Raw genomic sequence first — 15,794 nt, forward strand, 5'->3', positions numbered from 1 at the left:
CCGCAAGGGGGCTACCGCGGGCGGGCGAGCAGTGGCACGCTGCCGTGCATGGGGGCACTGAGGCGTATACGGCACCGCGGCCCGGCGATCGCTCTGACCGCGATCTCGGCCGTGTTCGCGCTGGTCGCGTGTGAACCGGGCGACGGCCTGAACACCGCGGCCGTCGCGATCACCACCGACCAGAAGGGCACGAGCGAGCTGGAGAAGCGGGGCGTGGACGTGCAGTGGCTCACCTGCACCTCCTCGTACGGCGACAAGGCCGCGTCCACCCCGACCGCGAGCGTGCACACCGTGGCGTCCGTCGACTGCACGGGCGAGACCAAGGACGGGCAGGACATCAGCATCAAGGGCCAGGTGACCCAGGAGGTCAACGGCACCTGCGTACGCGGCGATCTCACCGCCACGGTCGGCGGCAAGCAGGTCTTCCGGGTGAACGTCCTCGGCAACTGCCAGGCCGAGACCCCGCCCGTCGACAACAAAACGACACCACCGCCCGACCAGCCGGGGGCGACCGTCACCGTCACACGGACCGTGACCGTGTATCCGAACCCGAGTTGCTCCTGCATCTCGGGAAAGTGATCAATGGATGGAAAGTGATCGATGCGACGTAGCGGGTCGGCCCGGGGAAGTGATCGAAAGCTCTGGTCGCGCCCGGGACGACTGCATAGGGTGATCGGGTGACACAGCCTGCATCCGCCGCATCCGCATCCGCCGCATCCGCCGCGACCTCCGCGTATCTCCGGTATCCGCACCTGCACGGTGAGTTGATCACCTTCACCGCCGAGGACGACGTCTGGGTGGCGCCGCTCGACGGCGGCCGTGCCTGGCGGGTCAGTGCCGACAACGTCCCCGTCAACCATCCACGGATCTCCCCCGACGGGACGACCGTGGCCTGGACCTCGACCCGCGACGGCGCCCCCGAGGCGCACATCGCCCCCGTCGACGGAGGCCCCGCCACACGCCTGACGTACTGGGGCAGTTGGAAGACCCAGGTGCGCGGCTGGACCCCCGACGGGCAGGTGCTCGCGCTCAGCTCGCAGGGCCAGGCGAGCCTGCGCCGCAGCTGGGCCCGCGCGGTCCCGCTCGACGGCGGCCCCGCGACCACCCTCCCGTACGGGCCCGTCGGCGATGTGGCCCACGGCCCCGGCGGAACCGTTCTGCTGTCCGCGCCCATGGGCCGCGAGGCCGCCTGGTGGAAGCGCTACCGGGGCGGCACCGCGGGCAAGCTGTGGATCGACCGCGAGAGCGGGGAGGAGCGGCGCGGCGAGTTCGTACGGCTGCACGCCGATCTCGACGGGAACATCGAGTACCCCTCGTGGGTCGGGGAGCGGGTCGTCTTTCTCTCCGACCACGAAGGCGTGGGAGCCGTGTACTCCTCCCTCGCCGACGAGTCGGACCTGGTGCGGCACACCGGGATCGAGGGCTTCTACGCCCGGCACGCCGCCACCGACGGGACCCGCGTCGTGTACGCGTCCGCCGGTGAGCTGTGGATCCTCGACGACCTCGACGGGGCCGAGCCGCGCCGGCTCGACATCCGGCTCGGCGGACAGCGCGTCGACCTGCAGCCGCATCCCGTGAACGCCGCCCGCTGGTTCGGCGCCGCCGCCCCCGACCACACCGGACGCGGCAGCGCGGTCGCCGTGCGCGGAGCCGTCCACTGGGTCACCCACCGCTCGGGCCCCGCCCGCGCGCTCGCCGCCGAACAGGGCGTACGGGCCAGGCTGCCCCGCACCTTCCGCGCCGACGGCGAGGAACACGTGGTGTGGGTGACCGACGCGGAGGGCGACGACGCGCTGGAGTTCGCCCCGGCGACCGGCGTGGCACCCGGCGCCACCCCGCGCAGGCTCGCCGCCGGACAGCTCGGCCGCGTCCTCGGGCTCGCCATGGCACCCGACGGCAGCCGGGCCGCGGTCGCCTCGCACGACGGACGCGTCCTGCTCGTCGAACGCGAGACCGGCGAGGTCCGCGAGGTGGACCGAAGCGAGGACGGCGAGGTCCTGGGGCTCGTCTTCTCACCCGACTCGGCCTGGCTGGCCTGGTCGCATCCCGGTCCGCGCCCGCTGCGCCAGCTCAAGCTCGCCAACACCGCCGACCTGTCGGTGACCGAGGCGACCCCGCTGCGCTTCCGCGACTACGCGCCCGCGTTCACCCTCGACGGGAAGCACCTGGCCTTCCTGTCCGCGCGCTCCTTCGACCCCGTCTACGACGAGCACGTCTTCGACCTCGCCTTCGTCGGGGGCTCCCGGCCGCATCTCATCACCCTCGCCGCGACCACCCCCTCGCCCTTCGGGCCGCAGCGGCACGGGCGGCCCTTCGAGGCGCCCGACAAGGACGAGACACCCGACAGCGAGGGCTCCCCGGCCACCCGCATCGACCTCGACGGGCTCGGGGACCGCATCGTGCCGTTCCCCGTCGAGGCCGCCCGCTACACCGGACTGCGGGCCGCCAAGGACGGACTGCTGTGGCTGCGGCACCCCGTGCGCGGTGTGCTGGGCGCCTCCCGCGCCACCCCCGACGACCCGGACCCCAAGACCGACCTGGAGCGCTACGACCTCGTCCAGCAGCGCATCGAGCACCTCGCCTCGGACGCCGACGGCTTCATGGTCACCGGCGACGGCAAGCGGATCCTGCTGTGGACCGACGGCAAGCTGAAGGTCGTACCGAGCGACCGGCGCGCCTCGAACGACGACGAGAGCGACACCAACATCACCGTCGACCTGTCACGCATCCGCCGATACGTCGACCCGGCCGCCGAGTGGCGCCAGATGTACGACGAGACCGGCCGCCTCATGCGCGACAACTTCTGGCGCCCCGACCTGGGCGGCACCGACTGGGACGGCGTACTGGACCGCTACCGGCCCGTCCTCGACCGGGTCGCCACCCACGACGACCTGGTCGACCTCCTCTGGGAGGTGCAGGGCGAGCTCGGCACCTCGCACGCGTACGTCATGCCGCGCGGCGGGTTCGGGCACGGGGAGCGGCAGGGGCTGCTCGGCGCCGACATCTCCCGCCACGAGGACGGCCCGCAAGGGGCGCCGCTGTGGCGTATCGACCGCATCCTGCCCTCCGAGACCTCCGACCCCGACGCGCAGTCGCCGCTCGCGGCGCCCGGCGTCGCGGTGCGCGCGGGCGACGCGATCGTGGCCGTCTCCGGGCAGCCCGTCGACCCGGTCGCGGGGCCCTGGCCGCTGCTCGTCGGCACGGCCGGCAAGCCCGTCGAGCTGACCGTCTCCCCGGCGGGCGGCGGCGATCCGCGGCACGCGGTGGTCGTGCCGATGTCCGACGAGGAGCCGCTGCGCTACCACGCGTGGGTCGCCGACCGGCGCGCCTACGTGCACGAGAAGTCCGGCGGCCGGCTCGGGTATCTGCACGTGCCCGACATGCAGGCGCCCGGCTGGGCGCAGATCCACCGCGACCTGCGGATCGAGGTGGCGCGGGAGGGTCTGGTCGTGGACATCCGCGAGAACCGCGGCGGGCACACCTCGCAGCTCGTCATCGAGAAGCTCGCCCGGCGCATCGTGGGCTGGGACCTCGCGCGGGGGATGCGGCCGACGAGCTATCCGGAGGACGCGCCCCGCGGGCCCGTCGTGGCCGTCGCCAACGAGTTCTCCGGTTCGGACGGGGACATCGTGAACGCGGCGATCAAGGCGCTGGGGATCGGGCCGGTCGTGGGCACGCGTACGTGGGGCGGGGTCGTCGGGATCGACAGCCGGTACCGGCTGGTCGACGGGACGCTGGTCACCCAGCCCAAGTACGCGTTCTGGCTTGAGGGGTACGAGTGGGGGGTGGAGAACCACGGGGTCGATCCGGACGTCGAGGTGATCCAGACGCCGCAGGATCACGCCGCGGGGCGTGACGTACAGCTCGACGAGGCGATTCGCATCGCGCTGGAGGGGCTGGAGGAGAGGCCGGCGAAGGCGGCGCCGGAGTTGCCGGGGGCGTGAGGGGTGCGCTCGGCGGGTGCGGGGGCGTTGGGCCGGCCTCAAGGGTTGCGCCGTTCCCCGCGCCCCCAGAAGCGAAAGGCGAAAGACTGCGCCGTTCCCCGCGCCCCCAGGATGTCCGCGTCCCCAAGAAGTCCGCGCCCCTGAGGAATCGGTGCTCGGTACCATGCCTGAGCATCGATCACTTGGGATGAGGAGGCGCGTAATGGCAGGGGAACCGCAGGACGACTGTCTGTTCTGCAAGATCGTCGGGGGGAAGATCCCGGCGACCGTCGTTCGTGAGACCGACACGACTCTGGCCTTCCGGGACATAAACCCGCAGGCACCCACCCACATCCTGGTGATTCCGAAGGTCCACCACCCGGACGCCGCCTCCCTCGCCGCCGCCGAACCGGCGATCCTCGCCGACGTCGTGCGCGAGGCCGGTGAGGTCGCCGCCGAGGAGAAGCTCGACAGCTACCGCCTCGTCTTCAACACCGGCAGCGGCGCCGGCCAGACCGTCTTCCACGCGCACGCCCATGTGCTGGGCGGTCGCGGCCTGCAGTGGCCCCCCGGATAACGACCGCACAGGAAGAGACCGGACAACCCGACGTGTCCGTACGTGAATTGGTGGTCCTCGGGACCGCCAGCCAGGTCCCCACCCGGCACCGCAACCACAACGGCTATCTGCTGCGCTGGGACGGCGAGGGCATCCTCTTCGATCCCGGCGAGGGCACGCAGCGGCAGATGCTGCGTGCCGGGGTCGCCGCGCACGACCTGCACCGGATCTGCGTCACGCACTTCCACGGGGACCACTCGCTGGGCCTGGCCGGGGTGATCCAGCGGATCAACCTCGACCGGGTGCCGCACGAGATCAGCGCGCACTATCCGCGCTCCGGGCAGAAGTTCTTCGACCGGCTGCGGTACGCGACCGCCTACCGCGAGACGGTCGCGCTCACCGAGGCCCCGGTGGACGCCGACGGGGTCCTCGCCACCGCGAAGGCGTACACGCTGGAGGCGCGCGGGCTGTCCCATCCCGTCGAGTCGTACGGGTACCGGCTCGTCGAGCCCGACGGGCGGCGGATGCTGGGCGACCGGCTCGCCGCGCACGGGATCAAGGGGCCGGACGTGGGGCGGATCCAGCGGGAGGGCGTGCTCGGGGACGTCACGCTGGACGACGTGAGCGAGGTGCGGCGCGGGCAGCGGTTCGCGTTCGTCATGGACACCCGGCTGTGCGACGGGGTGTACGCGCTCGCCGAGGGCTGCGATCTGCTCGTCATCGAGTCGACGTTCCTGGACGAGGACGTGCGGCTCGCCGTCGACCACGGGCACCTCACCGCCGGGCAGGCGGCGACCGTGGCGCGCGACGCCGGCGTACGGCATCTGGTGCTCACGCACTTCAGCCAGCGGTACTCCGATCCGGCCGAGTTCGAGCGGCAGGCGCGGGCCGCCGGGTTCGAGGGGGAGCTGACCGTGGCACACGATCTGCTGAGGGTGCCGGTTCCGAAGCGTCGGTGAAACACCCGTACCATTCTTCGATGCCCCTCCCCAAAGCTGAACTGCACCTGCACATCGAAGGCACGCTGGAGCCCGAGCTGGCCTTCGCCCTGGCCGACCGCAACGGGATCACGCTGCCGTACGCGGACACGGAGAAGCTGCGCACGGCGTACGACTTCACCGATCTGCAGTCGTTCCTGAACCTGTACTACGGGCTCATGGCGGTGCTGCGGACCGAGAACGACTTCGCGGACCTCGCCGACGCGTATCTCGCGCGCGCCGCCGCCCAGGGGGTGCGGCACGCGGAGATCTTCTTCGACCCGCAGGCGCACCTCGCGCGCGGTGTCGGGATCGAGACGGTGGTCGAAGGGCTCGGGCGGGCGCTCGACCGCGCCGAGGCCGTGCACGGGGTCTCCACCCAGCTGATCATGTGCTTCCTGCGGGACGAGTCCGCCGGCTCGGCGCTGAAGACCCTGGAGACCGCGAAGCCCTACCTGGCGCCGCACGGCCCCATCGTCGGCGTCGGACTCGACTCCGCCGAGGTCGGACACCCGCCCGCCAAGTTCCGCGAGGTGTACGAGGCCGCCGCCGCGCTGGGACTGCGACGGGTCGCGCACGCGGGCGAGGAGGGGCCACCCGCGTACATCACCGAGGCGCTCGACGTGCTCGGCGCCGAGCGGATCGACCACGGACTGCGCTGCATGGAGGACCCGGAGCTGGTGGCCCGGCTGGTACGGGACCGGGTGCCGCTGACGCTGTGCCCGCTGTCCAACGTACGGCTGAGGGCCGTCGACGTCCTGGCGGAGCACCCGCTGCCCGCGATGCTCGACGCGGGACTGCTGTGCACCGTCAACTCCGACGACCCCGCCTACTTCGGCGGCTACGCCGGGGACACCTTCTACGCCGTGCGTACGGCCCTCGGGCTCTCCCCGGAGCGGCTGCGCGAATTGGCCCGCAACTCGTTCGTCGCCTCCTTCCTGGAACACGACGAGGAGCGGCGGGCCCGGTACATCGCCGAGGTGGAGGCGTACGAGTTCGGGGCGTGACCCTCCCCGCCCTGAAGAGCGTTTGGTGCACACTGGCCTGGATCCGCACCACTCCAGGGAGCGCACCGTGACCGCGACCAACGGGAAGGGACCGTACCGACAGGCCCAGTTCGACCCACTGGCCGAACTGCGCCGCTCCGACGACCCGCCCTGGGACGTCTATCTCACCGGCACCGTCTTCCTCGACATCATCTTCACCGGACTCGACACCGCCCCCGTCCGCGGGACCGAGTCCTGGGCCCGCGGCATGGGATCGAGCCCCGGCGGCGTGGCGAACATGGCGACCGCGCTGGCCAGGCTCGGCCTGAAGACCTCCCTCGCGGCGGCCTTCGGGGACGACCACTACGGGGAGTACTGCTGGGACGCCCTGGAGCAGGGCGAGCACATCGACCTCTCCACGTCCCGCACCGCGCCCGGCTGGCACTCCCCGGTGACCGTCTCGATGGCGTACGAGGGCGAGCGGACCATGGTCAGCCACGGCCACGAGCCGCCCCCGGAGGAACCCGCCCCCGACTGCTCGCCCCGCGCGCGGGCGGCCGTCGCCTCGCTGACACCGGGTACCAGCGCGCACTGGATCGCCGGGGCGGCGGAGCGGGGCACCCGCATCTTCGCCGACGTGGGCTGGGACGACACGGGCCGCTGGGACCTCGCCGGGCTCCCCGACCTGCGGCACTGCGAGGCGTTCCTGCCGAACGCCGAGGAGGCCATGCGGTACACGGGCGCCTCATGTCCCCGCGCCGCCGCGCACGCGCTCACCGAGCACGTACCGCTGGCCGTCGTCACGCTCGGTGCCGAGGGCGCGTACGCCGTGGACCGCAGGACCGGTGAGACCGCGGAGGTGCCGGCCATCGAGGTCGAGGCGATGGATCCGACCGGCGCCGGGGACGTCTTCGTCGCGGGGTTCGTGACGGGCACGCTGGCCGGCTGGCCGCTCGCCGACCGCCTCGCCTTCGCGGGCCTCACCGCGGCCCTCTCGGTCCAGGAGTTCGGCGGATCGCTGTCCGCGCCCGGCTGGTCGGAGATCGCCGCCTGGTGGCGCCGCGTGCAGTCCTACGACCACCAGGACCCCGCGGCGCTCGGCCGGTACGCCTTCCTGGAACCGCTGCTTCCGGGGAGCGCCCGCCCCTGGCCCCTGAGACGGGCCGTACCGACGATCGGCTTCCGCAGCTCCGCGTGAGGCCCCACGGGGGCGGGACCGCCTCCCGTGCCACACCTGCGGCGGAAAAGTCCTACGGTGTTGTCGGTGCCCCGACGTACTCTTGGAGACACAAGGCTGCCGTACCGGCAAGCGTGCCTCACCGAGGAGGATGAGCAGGCCTTCAGAGCCGGCCCATGACGCAGACACCCACAGCTCACACCCCCGCGCAGGGGCAGTCACGAGCCCAGTTCACCGTCCCCGCGGCGCACCCCATGGTGACCGTGCTGGGATCAGGGGACGTCCTCCTGCGCGTGATCGAGAAGGCCTTCCCGGCGGCCGACATCCACGTCCGGGGCAATGAGATCAGCGCCGTCGGCGACGCCCGTGAAGTGGCCCTCGTCCAGCGACTGTTCGACGAGATGATGCTGGTGCTCCGCACCGGACAGCCGATGACGGAGGACGCGGTGGAACGCTCGATCGCCATGCTGCGGGCGACTGAGAACGGTGAGGGCGACGGCCCGGAGACCCCGGCCGAGGTCCTCACCCAGAACATCCTGTCCTCGCGCGGCCGCACCATCCGCCCCAAGACGCTCAACCAGAAGCGGTACGTCGACGCCATAGACAAGCACACCATCGTCTTCGGCATCGGCCCGGCGGGCACCGGCAAGACCTATCTGGCCATGGCCAAGGCGGTCCAGGCACTCCAGGCCAAGCAGGTCAGCCGCATCATCCTGACCCGCCCGGCGGTGGAGGCGGGGGAGCGGCTCGGCTTCCTGCCCGGCACGCTCTACGACAAGATCGACCCGTACCTGCGCCCGCTCTACGACGCGCTGCACGACATGCTCGACCCGGACTCGATCCCCCGCCTGATGGCAGCGGGCACGATCGAGGTCGCGCCCCTGGCGTACATGAGGGGTCGCACGCTCAATGACGCTTTCATCATTCTGGACGAGGCGCAGAACACCAGTGCCGAGCAGATGAAGATGTTCCTCACCCGGCTCGGTTTCGATTCGAAGATCGTGGTCACCGGGGATGTGACGCAGGTCGACCTGCCGAGCGGGACCAAGTCCGGGCTGCGCCAGGTCCAGGACATCCTGGAGGGCCTGGACGACGTCCACTTCTCGCGGCTCACGACCCAGGACGTCGTCCGGCACAAGCTGGTCGGCCGTATCGTCGACGCGTACGAGAAGTACGACAGCCAGAACGGCACGGAGAACGGCACCCACAAGGGCGCCCGTACCAAACGGAAGTAGACCAGCGCGACCATGTCGATCGACGTCAACAACGAGTCCGGGACCGAGGTCGACGAGCAGGCGATCCTCGACATCGCCCGCTACGCCCTCGCGCGGATGCGCATCCACCCGCTCTCCGAGCTCTCGGTGATCGTCGTGGACACCGACGCCATGGAGCAGCTGCACATCCAGTGGATGGACCTGCCGGGTCCCACGGATGTCATGTCGTTCCCGATGGACGAGCTCCGGCCGCCCTCGAAGGACGACGAGGAGCCGCCGCAGGGCCTGCTCGGTGACATCGTGCTCTGCCCCGAGGTCGCCGAGCAGCAGGGCAAGGACGCCGAGACGCAGCACTCCATGGACGAGGAGCTCCAGCTCCTCACCGTCCACGGAGTGCTGCACCTGCTCGGGTACGACCACGAGGAGCCCGACGAGAAGGCCGAGATGTTCGGTCTGCAGGCCGCCATCGTGGACGGCTGGCGTGCGGAGAAGGGCCTCGAAGGTCCCTCCCCGGCCCCGACCGTCTCATGAGCCCGCAACTGGTCCTGGGCGCCATCGCCCTGGTCGTCGTCGCCTGGCTCGCCGCCTGCGCGGAGGCCGGCCTCGCCCGCGTCTCCAGCTTCAGCGCCGAGGAATCGGTACGGTCCGGCCGCCGCGGCAGCGCCAAGCTCGCCCAGGTCGCCGCCGACCCGACCCGCTATCTGAACGTGGCACTGCTGGTGCGCGTCGCGTGCGAGATGGCAGCCGCCGCCCTCGTCACGTACGCCTGCCTGAAGGAGTTCGCCGAGACCTGGCAGGCGCTGGCCGTCGCCATCGGGGTGATGGTCCTCGTCTCGTACGTCGCCGTCGGTGTCTCGCCGCGCACCATCGGCCGCCAGCACCCGCTGAACACGGCGACGGCCGCCGCGTACGTGCTGCTGCCGCTCGCCAGGATCATGGGCCCCGTGCCGGCGCTGCTGATCCTCATCGGCAACGCGCTCACGCCCGGCAAGGGCTTCCGGCGCGGGCCCTTCGCCTCCGAGGCCGAGTTGCGCGCGATGGTCGACCTGGCGGAGAAGGAGTCGCTCATCGAGGACGAGGAGCGCCGCATGGTGCACTCCGTCTTCGAGCTGGGCGACACGCTGGTCCGGGAGGTCATGGTCCCGCGCACCGACCTGGTGGTCATCGAGCGGTACAAGACCATCCGGCAGGCGCTGACCCTCGCCCTGCGCTCGGGCTTCTCGCGCGTCCCCGTCACCGGGGAGAGCGAGGACGACATCGTCGGGATCGTGTACCTGAAGGACCTGGCACGCAAGACGCACATCAGCCGGGACGCGGAGAGCGAGCTGGTGTCCACGGCCATGCGGCCCGCGGCGTTCGTCCCGGACACGAAGAACGCCGGTGACCTGCTGCGCGAGATGCAGCAGGACCGCAATCACGTCGCCGTCGTGATCGACGAGTACGGCGGCACGGCCGGCATCGTCACCATCGAGGACATCCTTGAGGAGATCGTCGGCGAGATCACCGACGAGTACGACCGTGAGCTGCCGCCCGTGCAGGAACTCGGCGACGACCGCTACCGGGTCACCGCCCGGCTCGACATCGGCGACCTCGGCGAGCTGTACGGCTTCGAGGCCTACGACGACGAGGACGTGGAGACGGTCGGCGGGCTCCTCGCGAAGGCGCTCGGCCGCGTGCCCATCGCCGGCGCGTCCTCGGTCGTCGCGCTGCCCGACGGCCGCGAGCTGCTGCTGACGGCGGAGGCCTCGGCGGGACGCCGGAACAAGATCGTCACGGTGCTGGTCGAGCCCGTCGTCCCGGCCGACGCCGATCCCGATGCCCCGGAGGAGAAAGCGGAGTGACGGAGTGACCCCGCAGGAGCTGCGCACGCTGTGCCTGTCCTTCAACGCCGCCGTGGAGGAGTTCCCCTTCAACCCGGAGACCTCGGTCTTCAAGGTGCTGGGGAAGATGTTCGCGCTCAGCTCCCTGGAAGGCAGTCCGCTGACGGTCAACCTCAAGTGCGACCCCGAGGACGCGGTGCGGCTGCGCGGTGAGTACGAGGGGCTGATCATTCCGGGCTGGCACATGAACAAGCGCCACTGGAACACGGTCACCGTGGACGGTTCGCTGCCGGACCGGCTGGTCCGGGAGCTGGTCGAGGACTCGTACGACCTGGTGGTGGCGGGGCTGCCGCGGGCGGAGCGGCTGCGGCTGGACCGGTCCTGAGCCGTCCGCACCGTCGTACGTATCCTCTGGGTATGACCGACAGCACCGCGCTCGATCCCGAGGACCGCAAGATCGTCACCCTGGCCCGTGCGGCCCGCGCCCGCAACGGGGTGCCCGAGGGGGCGGCCGTACGGGACGACAACGGCCGTACGTATGTGGCGGGCACCGTCGCCCTGCCCTCGCTGGGGCTGAGCGCGCTGCGGACCGCGGTGGCGATGGCGGTGGCCTCCGGGGCGGGGGCGCTGGAGGCGGCGGCGGTGGTGGGTGAGGCGTTGTCCTTGCCGGACGAGGACCTGGCGGCGGTACGGGATCTTGGTGGCTCCGCCACGCGGGTGTTCGTCGCGGGGGTGGACGGGGCGGTGCGGTCCGTGGTGACCGCGGGCTGAGAGTTCCGCCTGCGGGCCCCGGGTGGGGGCTGAGTGCGCCGTTCCCCGCGCCCCTGAAGAGCTAAAAGATTGCGCCGTTCCCCGCGCCCCTAGAAGACTGCGCCGTTCCTCGCGCCCCTGAAGGGCGCGCCCCTGGGTACCTAGGGGCGCGGGGAACGGAAGAATCACCGCCGGTTCTCTTGTAATCGTGAGGCGCTCGCGCCTCAATGGACGCCTGCTCTTCCGACGGGCCGTCAGATTCCAGCCGTCACCAGTCGTCGGCGAAGTGCCCGTCGGCCGTCCCCACACGGCAATTCCCGTACCAGGGAAGGAAATCCAATGATCTGCAAGCGACTCGGAATAGGTGCGGCGTTAGCCGCCGGCACCCTCGCCGCCAGTCTCGCGCTCGCCCCGGGCGCCGCGGCCGTCGTCCCCCAGAGCGCCACGATCGTCGCCGACTGCGGTGTCTACGGCGGTGGTGAGGCCACCCTCACGGCCACCCAGGACGGCACCGCCGCCACCCTCACCGTCAGCTCCTCCGAGATCACCTCCCCGCTCGCGCTCGCCGAGGACTCGGTCGACTCCACGCTCACCCTGACGAAGGCGGGCGGCGGCACGACCGTCTTCTCGGGCACCGAGAACCCCGCGATCGCCGCGGGTGGCGGCGTCACGGTCGGCCCGCTGCCCGGTACCGTCGCCGCCGGCGACAGCCTGGAGGCCTTCGGCGGCTCCCTGCAGATGACGGTCTTCGGGATCACCATCACGTGTACGGCGGACGGGCCGCAGTCGCCCGGCCCGTTCGTCTTCGAGTGACCACCGGAACGTAAGCGCCGCAGACACACAGTCCCCCCACGGGCAGCAGCCCGGTACGGATCGGTGCCGCCGTGTGTGCGGCGGCACCGATCCGTCCGTCGTTTCACCGCCAACTCGCCTGCCATCGAGGCAAGTTGACAGAAACTGATGGTCCATCAGTTAGTGCTCCAGGCTTCCATTGACTTCTCACACAACCCGCACATCAATGACCTCCTGTCGGCGCACAGCGCCCACAACGACAGGAGGGACACCCATGGGTTCAGGAACCCGAAGACGCCGCCGTTGGGCGGCACTTCTCGGCACGGCCGCACTCGCGCTCACCACGGGAGGCGCGTTCGCCTGCCCCGCGAACGCGGATCCGCAGCAGGTCGACTTCGCCACGCACTGCGTCCCGCCGCCCATCGCGGGCATCCCCGCGATCGACGGCACCACCACCGCCAAGATCACCGTCGACAACGCCGCGCCCAAGGTGGGCGACACGGTCACCGTCACGTACACGGTGGTCAAGCCCGCCGCGAGCAACCCCGTCGACATCGCCCTGCCCGCCGACATCATGACGCCCACCGGCAAGGTGACCCTGGGCGGCGCGCAGAGCGGTGACCTCACGGTCGCGGGCCCCAAGAAGAACGACCCCGTCCCGGGCAAGGGGGCCTTCCCGTCGTTCTCGATGACCGGCACCTTCACGGTCACCGCGCCCGGCGCGATCACCCTGTCGCCCGGCGACTACAACATCCACACCAGCTACCTCCTGGAGCTGGACACCCCCTGCACGGTCATCTCCCCGCCCGCCCCCGTCTCCGAGACGATCACCGCGACCAGCGGCGGCCAGACCAACAACCGTGCCATCAGCCTCGGTACGGCCTCCGGCAAGCCCGGTGACAGCGTGACCGTCACGGGCTCCCACTTCGCTCCGGGCGCCACCGTCACCCTCGCCGGACGGGCCGGCGCCGCCGAGACCGCGGACAAGACGACCGCCACCGCGAACGCCCAGGGCTCCTTCAGCGGCAGCCTGGCCGTCAGCGACAAGGCGACCACCGGAGTGGTGGCGTACGAGGGAAGCGCCTGGAGCGACGACAAGGGCGCGGGTCCCGCCGCCTACGTCGTCATCGACGACACACCCCTGCCCGCCAACAGCCAGAAGGTCAACTCCTCGGTCAAGGCGGGGACGTTGTCCATGACCCAGGCCGGCGACACCGTCGAACTCGCGGCGGTCGACTACGGCAAGGGTGGCTTCTCCCGCGGCTCCCTGCAGACGGTGACCGTCAAGGACTTCCGCGGCGGGCCCGCGGGCTGGTCCCTGACCGGCAAGGTCACCGACTTCACCGGCCCCGGCGGGGCGAAGATCGACGCGGCCAAGCTGGGCTGGACCCCTGTCTGCCTCACCAGGACCGGCAGCCCCAGCACCTGCCAGGCCGGTTCGCCCGGCTCGGTCGGCAGCGCGGGCGCGACGCTGGCGTCCACGCCCAACGGCACGCTCACCGGCGGTGAGTTCACCGTCGACGCCCGGCTCTCGCTGAACGTTCCGGCGTTCACCCCGCCCGGCGCGTACTCCGGCGTGCTGACGCTCACGCTCACCTGAGCCCGAGCCCGAGCCCGAGCCCGAGCCACAGTCCGCAGACGGCCGGGCGCGCACCCGCCCGGCCCCCTTCTCCGTCCCACCCGCCCCGGGGGTCCGCGCCCATGCGCAAGCCGTTCTGTTCCATCTGCTCCATCTGTTCCATCTGTTCCATCCTGTTGGTCCTTCTCTCCGTGGCGGTGACCGGCGGGACGCCCGCGCGGGCCGCCGACAACGGCAGCTGGTCCGTCTTCCCCGTCGCGTCGGAACCCGCCGCGCGGCCGTACTTCCTTCTCTCCGCCGACCCGGGCACGGCCATCGAGGACGAGGTCGCCGTCACCAACAGGACCGGGCGCCCGCTGACGTTCCGGCTGTACGCGGCCGACGCCTACAACACCGCGCGGGACGGCGGATTCGCCGTACGGACCCGGCAGGAGAGACAGCGGGGCGTGGGTGCCTGGGCGAGGCCCGCCAAGGACCGGGTGACCGTTCCCGCGCACGGCAGGGTCACCGTGCCGTTCACGCTGCGCGTGCCCGAGACGGCCGAACCCGGCGATCATCCGGGAGCCCTGGTCGCCCTGGACGAGCGGATCGACGCGGGGGAGGGCACGGTCGAGGTCGGGGTCCGGCGGGCCGTCGGCGCCCGGATCTATCTGCGGGTGGGCGGGCCGACCGTAGCGGCCGTCGCCGTGGAGAAGGTCCGGATCAGCCACCACCAGCCCCTCTTCCCGGGCGTGGGTGACAGCACGGCCACCGTCTCGTACATCCTCCACAACACCGGCAACGTCACCTTGAACCCCAAGGTGCGGCTGACGGCCCAAGGGCTCTTCGGCCGCACCCTGCTCTCCCGTGACCTGGCCGGGATCCCCTCCGAACTGCTGCCCGGCCAGCGGGTGCGGCTCAGCGCGAAGTGGCGCGGCGCGCCCCAGTTCGACTGGGGCGACGTGACGCTGACGGCCAGCGCGCGGGACACCCGCGAGTCGGCGAGTACGTCGTTCTTCGCCCTGCCGTGGCTGCTCGCGGTGGTGCTGGGAGCGGGCATCGCGGCAGCGGCGGTGGTGATCGGGGTCAGAAGGAGGGACACGAACAGGGACCGCAACAGGGGGAGAGGCAGGGGTAGGGGTAGGGGAGAGGGCGGGGTCAGAGAGCGTCCGGGCCGCGTTCGCCCGTCCGTACCCGCACCACCGTCTCCACCGGAACCGCCCACACCTTCCCGTCGCCGATCTTCCCCGTCTGCGCGGCCTTCACGACCGCCTCGATGACGGGCTCCGCGTCCGCGTCCGCGACGACGACCTCGATACGGACCTTCGGTACGAGGTCGACGCGGTACTCGGCGCCCCGGTACACCTCGGTGTGGCCGTGCTGACGCCCGTACCCGCTGGCCTCCGTGACGGTCAGCCCGTGCACGCCGATCTCCTGCAGAGCGGTCTTCACCTCGTCGAGGCGGTGCGGCTTGATGATCGCGGTGATGAGCTTCATGCCTGGGGCCTGGCCTTCTGCACGAGGGAGGGGACGGAGGAGGAGACCGGGGCACCATGGCCCAGGACCCCGTGATCGTAAGCGGTCTCGGCATGCACCGTAAGGTCCAGGCCGGTCTGCTCGTGCTCCTCGTCGGCCCGCAGTCCGACGAACCGGTCGATCAGCCTGGCGACGCCATATGTGACGGCGAAGGCGTACGCGCCGACGGCCACGATCGCCACCAGCTGCCGGCCGAGCTGCCCGAACCCGCCGCCGTACAGCAGGCCCTCGGCCCCGCCGGTCATGGTGTCCGTGGCGAAGACCCCGATGAGCAGGGTGCCGAACAGCGAGACCGAGCCGCAGGACGGGGTGATGGCGACCAGGCCCGCGACCGCGCCGGACGCCGAGCCCAGCGTGGTGGGGTGGCCGTCGCGCCGCTGCTCCACGAACAGCTGGTGGGGGCCGGCTGAAGGGGGCTCGTCAGAGGGTCACGGCTTCGCGTTTCCGGTCGCGCACAGGTGTGTTTCCGTCACGTTTCGTGTTGCGTGGGGGTTTCCGGAACCTC

15 protein-coding genes and 1 pseudogene are annotated in these 15,794 nt (G+C 71.4%); 13 read left to right on the forward strand and 3 right to left on the reverse strand.

Features of this window, described 5'->3' with window-relative positions; translation table 11 throughout:
- Positions 1-48 precede the first annotated feature (48 nt).
- From K3769_RS09815 to K3769_RS09875, 13 genes are all read left to right on the forward strand, one after another.
- The gene (locus K3769_RS09815; RefSeq protein WP_267026041.1) at positions 49-579 is read left to right on the forward strand and encodes a hypothetical protein; all 531 of its coding nucleotides are present in this window, start codon (positions 49-51) and stop codon (positions 577-579) included.
- A gap of 98 nt (positions 580-677) precedes the next feature.
- A complete protein-coding gene (locus K3769_RS09820) occupies positions 678-3,944 on the forward strand; it encodes a S41 family peptidase (RefSeq protein WP_267026042.1) in 3,267 nt (1,088 codons plus the stop codon).
- 202 nt (positions 3,945-4,146) lie between these two features.
- A complete protein-coding gene (locus K3769_RS09825) occupies positions 4,147-4,500 on the forward strand; it encodes a histidine triad nucleotide-binding protein (protein WP_267026043.1) in 354 nt (117 codons plus the stop codon).
- 32 nt (positions 4,501-4,532) lie between these two features.
- Positions 4,533-5,438: a ribonuclease Z gene (locus K3769_RS09830; RefSeq protein WP_267026044.1), complete on the forward strand. Its 906-nt coding sequence runs from the start codon at positions 4,533-4,535 to the stop codon at positions 5,436-5,438.
- Between the two features lie 20 nt (positions 5,439-5,458).
- On the forward strand, positions 5,459-6,463 hold the full coding sequence (locus K3769_RS09835) for an adenosine deaminase (protein ID WP_267026045.1): 1,005 nt from the start codon (positions 5,459-5,461) through the stop codon (positions 6,461-6,463).
- A 67-nt stretch (positions 6,464-6,530) separates the two neighbouring features.
- Positions 6,531-7,640 carry a carbohydrate kinase family protein gene (locus K3769_RS09840; RefSeq protein ID WP_267026046.1) on the forward strand — a complete coding sequence of 370 codons (1,110 nt, stop codon included), beginning with the start codon at positions 6,531-6,533 and terminating at the stop codon, positions 7,638-7,640.
- A gap of 155 nt (positions 7,641-7,795) precedes the next feature.
- Positions 7,796-8,854: a PhoH family protein gene (locus K3769_RS09845; RefSeq protein ID WP_267026047.1), complete on the forward strand. Its 1,059-nt coding sequence runs from the start codon at positions 7,796-7,798 to the stop codon at positions 8,852-8,854.
- 12 nt (positions 8,855-8,866) lie between these two features.
- Positions 8,867-9,364 (forward strand): rRNA maturation RNase YbeY, encoded by a 498-nt coding sequence (gene ybeY, locus K3769_RS09850; protein WP_267026048.1) that lies wholly within the window; start codon positions 8,867-8,869, stop codon positions 9,362-9,364.
- Positions 9,361-10,674: a hemolysin family protein gene (locus K3769_RS09855; RefSeq protein WP_267026049.1), complete on the forward strand. Its 1,314-nt coding sequence runs from the start codon at positions 9,361-9,363 to the stop codon at positions 10,672-10,674. The genes ybeY and K3769_RS09855 overlap by 4 nt, the downstream gene beginning before the upstream one ends.
- 4 nt (positions 10,675-10,678) lie before the next feature.
- Positions 10,679-11,038, forward strand: coding sequence for an MmcQ/YjbR family DNA-binding protein (locus tag K3769_RS09860; RefSeq protein WP_267026050.1), 360 nt, complete (start codon positions 10,679-10,681; stop codon positions 11,036-11,038).
- A gap of 32 nt (positions 11,039-11,070) precedes the next feature.
- Positions 11,071-11,424, forward strand: a complete 354-nt coding sequence (locus K3769_RS09865) for a cytidine deaminase-like protein (protein ID WP_267026051.1) — start codon at positions 11,071-11,073, stop codon at positions 11,422-11,424.
- Between the two features lie 318 nt (positions 11,425-11,742).
- Positions 11,743-12,216, forward strand: coding sequence for a hypothetical protein (locus K3769_RS09870; RefSeq protein ID WP_267026052.1), 474 nt, complete (start codon positions 11,743-11,745; stop codon positions 12,214-12,216).
- A gap of 253 nt (positions 12,217-12,469) precedes the next feature.
- Positions 12,470-13,795, forward strand: coding sequence for a WxL domain-containing protein (locus tag K3769_RS09875; protein ID WP_267026053.1), 1,326 nt, complete (start codon positions 12,470-12,472; stop codon positions 13,793-13,795).
- Here the strand turns inward: K3769_RS09875 and K3769_RS09880 are convergent.
- The 3 genes and pseudogenes from K3769_RS09880 to K3769_RS09895 all read right to left on the reverse strand — a co-directional run.
- Complete coding sequence (locus tag K3769_RS09880; protein ID WP_267031758.1) at positions 13,788-13,946, reverse strand: hypothetical protein; 159 nt, start codon at positions 13,944-13,946, stop codon at positions 13,788-13,790. The two genes, K3769_RS09875 and K3769_RS09880, sit on opposite strands and share 8 nt — an antisense overlap.
- A gap of 965 nt (positions 13,947-14,911) precedes the next feature.
- On the reverse strand, positions 14,912-15,250 hold the full coding sequence (locus tag K3769_RS09890) for a P-II family nitrogen regulator (protein WP_267026054.1): 339 nt from the start codon (positions 15,248-15,250) through the stop codon (positions 14,912-14,914).
- Positions 15,247-15,681: pseudogene (locus K3769_RS09895) on the reverse strand (ammonium transporter); the annotation flags it as partial. The gene K3769_RS09890 and the pseudogene K3769_RS09895, both read right to left, overlap by 4 nt.
- Positions 15,682-15,794 lie beyond the last annotated feature (113 nt).

It is taken from the genome of Streptomyces ortus, assembly GCF_026341275.1.
GTDB lineage: Bacteria > Actinomycetota > Actinomycetes > Streptomycetales > Streptomycetaceae > Streptomyces > Streptomyces ortus.